Here is a 9,347-nt window from a genome sequence, read left to right on the forward strand (position 1 = left end):
TCCGTGGGTGGCGGCTTTCACCGCCACCCACGGGGTTGTCAGGCGGTCAGCTGGTCCACGTCGAACACGCTGTCGCTCGGGTTGCCGAAGATGACCTGGTTGTTGCCGGCCATCAGGTAGATCGGCACCGTGATCGTGCGTGCGGTGTTCCAGTCGTTGTCGTTCGTGCCCGGCGCCGGCAGCCGGAACGAGCTGCCGTTGACCGTGACCACGGCCGAGCGGCTGGTGTCACCGTCGACGTAACCGAGCTTCACCAGGTACGTGCCTTCGGCGGCGACCTTGATGTTGTTCATGGTCAGCAAGCCGCTGCCGCCGATGTAGCCGACCTTCTTGCCGCCGGAGCAGGCGCAGTCGTACACCGTCGCGCCGCCGCCGGGGCTGCCGTTCTCCGCCTCGTAGACGACCGGGCCGGAAGCCGCGGGCGTCACGTAGGACACCGCGGTGCTCGCGGCGGAGCTGCGGCCGAGGCGGTCGTGGGCGACCACCGTGAAGGTGTACGACGTCGAGGGCTTGAGGCCGTTGACGGTCGTGCTGGTGCCGGTGGCGGAAGCGACCTTGCGGCCGCCGGCGAACACGTCGTAGCCGGTCACCGGGGCGAGCTTGCTCGCCGAACCGTCCCAGGCCAGCGAGACGCTGGTCGGGGTCGAGGCCGTGCCGTGGACCACGGCGGGAGCCGAGACCTGCACCGGGTTGACCGGGGTCAGGCGCAGCAGCTTCGAGCCGTGGACGGGCAGGGTCGCGGTGAAGGAACCGTTGCTCAGCCCCAGCTCCTGGTGGCTCCAGAGGTCACGGGCCTTGGCCGCGCCGGTGAGGCCGAAGTCGCCGAAGTTCGCGGTGACCGACGCCGGGGCCGAGCCGAGGTTGAACAGCGCTACGGTGTAGCTGCCGTCGGCGTTGCGGGCGTACCAGACCTGCTGGTCGCTCTTCTGGCTCACGGGCTTGGCCGGCACGCCGGCCTGGTCCACGGCGATGACCTCGTCGTTGGTGAGCAGCTTGGTGCCGTAGTCGTCGAGCTGAGTGAGGTCGTCACCCAGGTAGAGCGGCGCGGCTTCGATGGCCCACAGCGTCATGTAGCTCTGGCGCTCGGCCTCGGTGATCCCGTCCATCTTGCCGCTGCCGACGTCGAGGGAGTCGAGGTTGTTCCAGTGGCCCGGGCCCGCGTCGGGGATGTACTGCACGACGTCGTTCCAGCGGCCCTTCACCGAGTTGTTCCAGGTGACGAGGGTGTCGCAGTAGCACTCGACGTCGGTGTCGATGCGCCAGCCGTTGGAGTTGGCCTTCCAGGTGTCGATCTGGTTGTGCGACAGGGACCACGACAGCACGAACTGCATGGGCCGGCCGGTCTTCTTGAGCGCGGCGGACCACGCCTTCACGTCGGGGGTGTTGTCGTGCGCCGCGTCACCCTTGAACGAACCCGGGCCGACGCCGTCGAGCTTGAGGAAGTCGACGCCCCAGCCGGCGAGCACGTCGGCCTCGGACTGGATGTAGGCCTGGGCGCAGGGGCTGGCGAAGTTGATCTGGTACGACTGGTTGTCCCACCCGCTGGTCTGGCGCAGGTCGGGGTAGACGAGGTCGCGCGTGTGGCAGTCGGTGGTGCCGAAGATCGGCGAGTTGCCGTCGTTGTAGGCCTTGAGGTCCAGGCCGACCGCGAGGTAGGAGCCGAGCTTGAGGCCCTTCTTGTGCACGTAGTCCGCGACGTACTTCATGCCGTCGGGGAACTTCTTCGCGTCGACGACCGGGCGGCCGTACTGGTCGAAGGAGCCGACCCAGCCGGCGTCGATGTTCACGTACTCGTAGCCGTGCTGCTTGAACTTCGCCGCCAGGATGTCGGCCTGCTGCAGCACGTGCTCTTCGTTGAGCCAGCTGCCGCCGCCGGTCGGGTTCACGCCGGGGTAGTTCGTGGACTCGAGGCTCCAGCTGCTCCAGCCCAGGTAGGGCTTCTGGGCGATCTGGGTGCCGGCGTTGTTCGGGGCGGCGGCGTCCTGGGTGGGAGCCGCCGGTGCGGCGGTGGCGGGGATCTGGATCGCCGAAAGCGTCAGCACCGAGGCGGCGATCCCGGCGAGCACGGCGAACTTCCGTCTCCCGGTTTTGCCCGATGTTGGCCTGACAACCATGACCACTCCTTTGAGGTCGGACCTTGGCACCGGACGGCCCGCGCGCCGCCCGGCGTTCCTGCTGACTTCAGCCACTTCGGGGGTTGGGCTTCAGTCGCTGTACGCACCCAGACATCGGAGGTCCTGGCGCGGAAAGGCACCCGTTGACGGTGTCCGTCTCGAAGAGGCTCTTGGTGCGAGGGAGCGACGGAACGCCGTCCCGCGTGCCGGGACACCGTCCTTTCGCCCTGCTGCCACCACAGACACCTCTTCCGAACCAAAGATCCTATAGGATATGTGAAACGAGATTCTTACCTCGCGCTTCGGCGGTGTCAACGAGGCCGGGGACAAAGATCTGACGAATACGGCTCCGCGTCCAGTGGCCACGAACACGGGCAGAATTAATTTGACAACTGACGGTGAGAGCCGCAGGTGAGAGCACCCGGGGTCCGGCGCTTCGTAGTCACGATCGTTATCTGTCGGTGGCGGCGGATAGCGTCGGCCGGGTGCTGAAAACCCTTGCCGTGGAGAACTACCGGTCGTTGCGTGATCTGGTGCTGCCACTGTCGGAGCTGACGGTGGTGACCGGCGCGAACGGGAGCGGAAAGTCGAGCCTCTACCGCGCCCTGCGCCTGCTGGCCGACGCCGCGCACAACGGCGCCGTCGCGGCTTTGGCCCGCGAAGGCGGCCTGCCCTCCACGCTGTGGGCCGGCCCGGAGGCCATCGGGCGCGCGGTCCGTTCCGGCCGCTCTCCCGTGCAGGGCACCCGCCGCACCCAGCCGGTCGGCCTGCGGCTGGGCTTCTCGGGCGACGAGTTCGGCTACGCCCTGGACCTGGGTCTGCCGATCCCGAGCTCGTCGATGTTCTCCCTCGACCCCGAGTTCAAGCGCGAATGCGTGTGGTCCGGCCCGGCGTTGTCCCCGCGCACCCTGCTCGCCGATCGCGCGGGCCCGACCTTGCGCGTCCGCGACTCGGCCGGCGCGTGGCCGTCCGAACCGCGGTCCATCGGGCTGTCGGACAGCATGCTGAGCTCGTTCCCCGCCCCGGAGCTCCTGTTGCTGCGCGAACGCGTCCGCGCGTGGCGGTTCTACGACCACTTCCGCACCGACGCCACCGCCCCGGCCCGCGAGTCCCGCATCGGCACCCGCACCCCTGTCCTCGACCACGACGGCGCCGACCTCGCGGCAGCGCTGCGCACGATCCAGGAATCTGGTGACACCGCGGCGCTGGAGTCCGCCGTTCAGGATGCCTTCCCTCGCGCCTCGGTGGACATCACTTCGGCTGACGGTCGGTTCGAGCTGCGGTTTCAGCAGCACGGGCTGCTCCGCCCCCTTACGGCGGCCGAGCTTTCGGACGGGACGTTGCGGTATCTGCTGTGGGTCGCCGCGTTGCTGAGCCCACGGCCGCCGGAGTTGCTGGTCCTGAACGAACCCGAGACGAGCCTGCACCCGGAACTCCTGCCGGCCCTGGCGGCGCTGATCACCCGGGCAGCCCGCCGCACGCAGCTGGTGGTGGTGTCGCACTCCCAGCCACTGGTCCGTGCCCTGGACTCCACGGGCGCGGCCTTGCTGGAACTGGAAAAGGACTTCGGCGCGACTGTCCTTTCCGGACAGGTTCGCCTGGATCGGCCTTCGTGGCACTGGCCGAAGCGGTGAAGCGGCGGCCACGGAAACCCACCCGGGAACAATCTCCGACTCCGCGCACCTTTCAGGCGCCAGTGCCGCCGTGGCCCTGCGCGGCGAAAATCGGTTGCCCACCACCCCGTCCACAGTCAGGCTTCCCGGCATGACCACAACCACCGCACCGCGCGCCACGCTGATCGCCCCCGTTCGGGTGCGGCGTGGGCAGCAGTGCGCGCCACGGGGGTGCGGCCGGGCGCGGTCGTGACGTCGGCGGTCGTCGCCGGGGCTCTCGCGGGGTACGGGATCGCCGTGCCGGTGGGGGCGGTCGGGGCGGTGCTCGTGGGGCTGGCGGCACGGACGTCGCCGCGGGTCGCCGCGGCGGCGGCGCTCGGGGTGGCCACTGCGGATGGGGTGTATGGCGTCGTCGCGGTAAGCGGTGGGGCGGCGCTCGCACCGGTGCTGGCGCCGGTGGCGGGGCCGTTGCGGTGGGCGTCCGTGGTGGTGCTCGTGGCGCTCGCCACGCACACCGCGGTGGGCGGGTGGCGGAGGTACCGCGCCGGTGAGACGCCCGAAGCCGAGGCCGCGCCGCCCGGTCCAGGACGCGCGTACGTGAGTTTCCTCGGCCTCACCCTGCTGAACCCGGCGACCATCGTGTACTTCACGGCCCTCGTGGTCGGCGGCACGGCGGCGGGTGCCGTGTTCGCGCTGGCCGCGTTCGTCGCGTCGGCGAGCTGGCAGCTGCTGCTCGCGGGCGGTGGCGTGCTGCTGGGCCGCGTGCTCGCCGGCCGTCGCGGGCGGTTGGGGACCGCGCTGGTGTCGAGTGTCGTGATCGTCGTACTGGCCGTCCGGCTGGTCTTGCCTGAGTGAGCGATTTACATCCGCGCCGGCAGCCGGTAGAGATGATCATCAAGTGACCCGGAGGTTCCGACGATGGTGCGTCCTGCCGTAGTTCTCGCGGTGCTGCTGTTCGGACTTTCCGGGGTGACGCCCGTCGCGCAGCCGCAGTGGCACCGGCAGACGCCACCGTTGAGTACACCGTGGACAGACACCGTCTCGCCCACCAACGCGCTGCCCGAGTACCCGCGCCCGCAGCTGACGCGCGACCAATGGCAGAACCTCAACGGCGTCTGGGAATTCGAGCCGGCCCGCACCGCCGAGCCGCCCTTCGGACGGCAGCTCGGTGAACGGATCCTCGTTCCGTACCCCGTCGAATCGGCGCTGTCCGGCATCATGCGCCACGAGACGCGGATGTGGTACCGCCGTACCTTCGACGTCCCGGAAACCTGGCGCTCGCAACGGATCCTGCTTCACTTCCAGGCGGTCGACTACGACACCACCGTCTTCGTCAACGGCCACGAGGTCGCCCACCACACGGGCGGCTACGACTCCTTCACCGCCGACCTCACCGACGCCCTGACCACCGGCCCGCAGGAACTCGTCGTCGGCGTCACCGACACGACCGGCAACGGGCAGCCGCTCGGCAAACAACGCGCGCCAGGTGCCGGGGTCTTCTACACCCCGTCGTCCGGAATCTGGCAGACGGTCTGGCTCGAACCCGTGGCACCCGTGCGCATCACGCGAGTGGACACCACTTCGAACACCACCACCGGCGAGGTCACCCTCACCGTCCAGGGCGCCGACGGCACGCCCTTCCGGGCCACCGCCTCCGACCACGGCCGCGTCGTCGCCCGGGCCGAAGGCACCGCCGGCCACCCCACCACGATCACCCTCCCCCACCCGCGCCTGTGGTCACCCGACGACCCGTTCCTCTACGACCTCCGCGTCACACTGTCCACAGGAGACACCGTCGGCTCCTACCTCGGCCTGCGGTCCGTCGAGGTCGAAAACCACCGCATCCTCCTCAACGGCAAGCCGTTCGTCCAGCTCGGCCCGCTCGACCAGGGCTTCTGGCCCGACGGCCTCTACACCGCCCCCACCGACGCCGCCCTGGAATTCGACCTGCAGCAGGAAAAAGCGCTCGGTTTCACGATGGTCCGCAAGCACCTCAAGGTCGAGCCCGACCGCTGGTACTACCACGCCGACCGCCTCGGCCTCCTCGTCTGGCAGGACATGCCGGCGATGACGGAGAACGTCACGCCGACCCCGCAGGCCCGGGCGAACTTCGAGTCCGAGCTGTACCGCGTGATCGACCAGCACCGCTCGTTCCCCTCCATCGTCACGTGGGTCCCCTTCAACGAGGGCTGGGGCGACTTCGACGTCGCCAGCGTCGCCAACGAGATAGCCGCCTGGGACCCCACGCGCCTCGTCGACGCCGAATCCGGCGTCAACTGCTGCCGCTCCCAACCCGACACCGGCCACGGCGACCTCCGCGACGACCACACCTACCCCGGCCCCGGCACCCCACCGCCGGACCCGGTCCGCGCCACCGTCGAAGGCGAATACGGCGGCCTGGGCCTGAAGGTCCGCGGCCACGAGTTCGACCCGTCCGGCAGCTTCGCCTACGAACTGGAACCCGACAGCGCGGCCCTGACCAGGCGTTACGTCCAGCTCCAGCAGCAGCTGGCCACCGAGGTCCGCCGCGGCCTGTCCGCCGCCGTCTACACGCAGCTCACGGACGTCGAGAAGGAGGTCAACGGCTTCCTCACCTACGACCGCCGGGTCCGCAAGCTCGACTTCGCGGTGGCCAGGAGGGCGAACCTCGCGATGCGATCCGCGGCGATCCGATGACCCGTTCGCCAGCCTTCCCCACGCCTGATCCCATACGGTCGGAGCATGACCGAAGAAGAGCGTTACGCACTCGGCCTCGAGACGATGAACGCCGTGAACGAAGGAAGCGCCCAGAAGGTGCTGGACGGGCTGGGCGACGTCGCGCCCGAGCTGGCGCGGCAGATCGTGTCGTGGGGCTTCGGGGAGATCTACTCACGGCCGGCGCTCGGACCGCGGGACCGGCAGCTGCTGACGATCGGCATGCTGACCGCCATGGGCGGGTGCGAGCCGCAGCTGGAGCTGCACATCGGGACGGCGCTGAACGTCGGCCTGACGCCCGCGGAGATCGTCGAGGCGCTGCTGCAGTCGGCCGGGTACTGCGGGTTCCCGAAGGCGCTCAACGCGACCGCCGTGGCGAAGAAGGTCTTCGGCGAGCGCGGGCTGCTGCCGGTGCGTGAAGCGTGAAGGTCGTGCTGTTCGGGGCGACCGGGATGGTCGGCCAGGGCGCGCTGCGGGAGTGCCTGCTCGACGACCGCGTGGAGCGGGTGCTCACGGTCGGGCGGACGGCGACCGGCACCCGGCACCCGAAGGTGACCGAGCTGGTGCCCGGCGACCTCGACGACCTGAGTCCGCACGTCGACGAGCTCGCGGAGTACGACGCGTGCTTCTTCTGCCTCGGCGTCTCCTCGGCCGGGATGCCGGCGCAGGAGTACGAGCGGATCACCTACGGGCTCACGCTTTCCGTCGCCCGCACCTATTCGACCGCGCGGCCGGACGCGACCTTCATCTACGTCTCGGGCGCCGGCACCGACAGCACGGAACGCGGCCGCGTGCGGTGGGCGCGGGTGAAGGGCGCCACGGAAAACGCGGTGGCCCGGCTGCCGCTCGACGCGTACGCGTTCCGGCCGGGCTTCATCCAGCCGCAGCACGGCATCACGTCGAAAACGCCGCTGTACCGCGGGATCTACCGCGTCACGACACCGATTTTCCCACTGCTCCAACGATTCCCGGCGATGTTCATCACGACCGAGGTGCTCGGGCGCGCGATGATCTCGGTCGCCGCCGAGGGCTACCCCCGGCGAATCCTGGAGTCGCGCGACCTCAACGACGCCGGGCGACGAGACCGGCCAGGAGGTTCGCCAGGCCCTCGGTGAGGTTCTCCGCGAACAGGTCGACGCCCGGCGCCACGCCCATTTCCGCGCTGGCCGTGGCGACGGCCTCGGTCGGGTTGGCGTAGGGCCACAGGCCGGCGACGATCACGAACACCGCGCCCGCGAAGTGCCCGGCTCCGGCTGGTGAGAGTTCCGGGACCTGGTCGCGCACCAACCCCGCCAGCCGGTCGAGGTTGGCGGCAGCGCGGTGTTTGAAGCTGCGCGCGGTGTCCACGGAGATGTTGCGCTCCAGCACCGACGTCATGGAGCTGACCAGCTCGCACAGCAGCCGGTCTTCCTGCAGCGTGCGGGCGATCGTCACGGCCACGCGTTCCTCGCGCACGAAGCCGGGGCCGTCGACCGACACGACGGTGAGCGCCCGCGCGGCGACGTCCAGCCACCGCCGCCACACGTCGTCGAGCACCTCGAGGAAGATCGCTTCGCGGCTGTCGAAGTAGCGCAGCACATTGGACTTCGCGAGACCGACGCGGTCGCTGAGCTCACGCAGGCTGATGTCGGCGACCGGCCGTTCGCGCAGCATCGCCGTGGCCGTCGCGAGGATCGTGGCGCGCCGGGCCTCGACCTGCTCGGGACGGCGGGCGCGCTGGAAACCCGTGCTCACGGGCCCGAGGTTAGCAGCCCAGCAGTCTGTTAACCCGCCGGGAAGGCCGCAAGGAACCAGCGTCCTCTTGCGCCGAACTCCGTGGTCCAACTCCCACGAACTCGCCGACGTCCGGCTTCCCGAACGTCCGCGAGCCCAGGGTGCCGTGCCATTCGTTACCAATCCGACCACAGTCACGGCTTGGCGGCTTGCGTAGCAACGGTCACGTGGTGCCCGGGGTCTGCCTGCTTTTGGTCGAATTGGTAACAGCGGGTCAGGAGATGACGAGGCTGGCGATCTTGCCGTCGCGCAGGTCGATCGTCATCGTGCCCGTGCCGTTGAAGCGGTTGCTCTTCACGCCGAGCGTGAGGACGTAGTTGTCCGCGCCCGTGCCGGGCTTGATGCCCTTCACCGTGAAGTTCGCCCCGACCCCGATGTTGTCGGTTTCGTTCCAGCTCAGCACGCCTTCGTGGCCGTGGAACTTGCGGCCCCAGTCCTCGAGGAACGCGTCGGAGGTGAAGGCGTCGACGAAGCTCTCGGCGTCGGCCTTGTTGGTGGCGTCCACGAACTGCCGGATCGCGGCCGGCACCTGCGAGGAGTCCGAAGTGGTCATACCCGGATTCTGCCCGGCGGGGGCCGTACGCGCCTCCCCCTCACGGGACTTGACCCGCCGGTAGCTCCAGATCAGCAGGGCGAACAGGATGACCCCGGAGAGAATGATGCTCGACCCGGTGCTCCAGCCGCTGAACGGCAGCCAGTCGACCGTGCCCCACACGATGCCGGCGGCGAAGAGCGCCAGGCCGGCGAGCACCGAGCCGGCGATCCGCAGCGGCGAGGCCACGCTGTCCTCGGCGGCCTTCATCGCTCGGGTGCGCACCGGGTCGACGAACCGTTCCAGCGCCGGGAACTGCGAGGCCAGCACCACCAGTCCCGCGAGCACCAGCAGCAACCCGGGTCCCGGCAGCACCAGCAACGCGACCCCGACGAGGAACAGCAAGCCGCCCGCCACCGCGGCCATCGCCTGCTTCACCGGTTTGCCGAGTTCCACGCGGCCCCCTCTGTCCGTTTCAGCCAGTGTGCCTGGCTCACGGACCGGACGCCCGGAGAAACTCCGGACGGGGGGGGGGGGGGGCGGCGGGGGGGGGGGGGCCGGGCGGGCGGCGGGGGGGGGGGGCGGGGGGGGGCGCGCCGGGCGGCGGGGGGGCGCGCCGGC

Annotated in this window: 7 protein-coding genes and 1 pseudogene; 5 read left to right on the top strand and 3 right to left on the bottom strand. The window is 69.9% G+C overall.

Annotated features, from left to right (window positions below; translation table 11 throughout):
• Positions 1-38: 38 nt before the first annotated feature.
• The gene (locus tag AB0K15_RS30885) at positions 39-2,114 is read right to left on the bottom strand and encodes a fibronectin type III domain-containing protein (protein WP_364058178.1); all 2,076 of its coding nucleotides are present in this window, start codon (positions 2,112-2,114) and stop codon (positions 39-41) included.
• A gap of 485 nt (positions 2,115-2,599) precedes the next feature.
• Here AB0K15_RS30885 and AB0K15_RS30890 point away from each other — a divergent pair, with 485 nt between their 5' ends.
• The 5 genes from AB0K15_RS30890 (at position 2,600) to AB0K15_RS30910 (ending at position 7,536) form a co-directional block, all read left to right on the top strand.
• Positions 2,600-3,748 (top strand): AAA family ATPase, encoded by a 1,149-nt coding sequence (locus AB0K15_RS30890; protein WP_364058181.1) that lies wholly within the window; start codon positions 2,600-2,602, stop codon positions 3,746-3,748.
• A 228-nt stretch (positions 3,749-3,976) separates the two neighbouring features.
• The gene (locus AB0K15_RS30895; protein WP_364058208.1) at positions 3,977-4,582 is read left to right on the top strand and encodes a LysE family transporter; all 606 of its coding nucleotides are present in this window, start codon (positions 3,977-3,979) and stop codon (positions 4,580-4,582) included.
• Positions 4,583-4,645: 63 nt separating this feature from the next.
• On the top strand, positions 4,646-6,403 hold the full coding sequence (locus AB0K15_RS30900) for a sugar-binding domain-containing protein (RefSeq protein WP_364058184.1): 1,758 nt from the start codon (positions 4,646-4,648) through the stop codon (positions 6,401-6,403).
• A 45-nt stretch (positions 6,404-6,448) separates the two neighbouring features.
• Positions 6,449-6,847, top strand: coding sequence for a carboxymuconolactone decarboxylase family protein (locus AB0K15_RS30905; RefSeq protein ID WP_364058187.1), 399 nt, complete (start codon positions 6,449-6,451; stop codon positions 6,845-6,847).
• Positions 6,844-7,536 carry an epimerase gene (locus tag AB0K15_RS30910; RefSeq protein WP_364058190.1) on the top strand — a complete coding sequence of 231 codons (693 nt, stop codon included), beginning with the start codon at positions 6,844-6,846 and terminating at the stop codon, positions 7,534-7,536. Before AB0K15_RS30905 ends, AB0K15_RS30910 begins: the two co-directional genes overlap by 4 nt.
• Here the strand turns inward: AB0K15_RS30910 and AB0K15_RS30915 are convergent.
• Both AB0K15_RS30915 and AB0K15_RS30920 read right to left on the bottom strand, forming a co-directional pair.
• Complete coding sequence (locus AB0K15_RS30915) at positions 7,484-8,155, bottom strand: TetR family transcriptional regulator (protein WP_364058193.1); 672 nt, start codon at positions 8,153-8,155, stop codon at positions 7,484-7,486. The two genes, AB0K15_RS30910 and AB0K15_RS30915, sit on opposite strands and share 53 nt — an antisense overlap.
• A gap of 634 nt (positions 8,156-8,789) precedes the next feature.
• Positions 8,790-9,182 (bottom strand): annotated as a pseudogene (locus AB0K15_RS30920) (PGPGW domain-containing protein); the annotation flags it as partial.
• Positions 9,183-9,347: the final 165 nt, after the last annotated feature.

Origin of the sequence: Amycolatopsis sp. NPDC049253 (genome assembly GCF_040678995.1) — a bacterium.
Lineage (GTDB): Bacteria > Actinomycetota > Actinomycetes > Mycobacteriales > Pseudonocardiaceae > Amycolatopsis.

What these genes read in the sequence shown, in the direction of transcription:
- AB0K15_RS30885 (WP_364058178.1), bottom strand. Translation starts at nt 2,114, where the DNA reads ATGGTTGTCAGGCCAACATCGGGCAAAACCGGGAGACGGAAGTTCGCC.
- AB0K15_RS30900 (WP_364058184.1), top strand. Translation starts at nt 4,646, where the DNA reads ATGGTGCGTCCTGCCGTAGTTCTCGCGGTGCTGCTGTTCGGACTTTCC.
- AB0K15_RS30905 (WP_364058187.1), top strand. Translation starts at nt 6,449, where the DNA reads ATGACCGAAGAAGAGCGTTACGCACTCGGCCTCGAGACGATGAACGCC.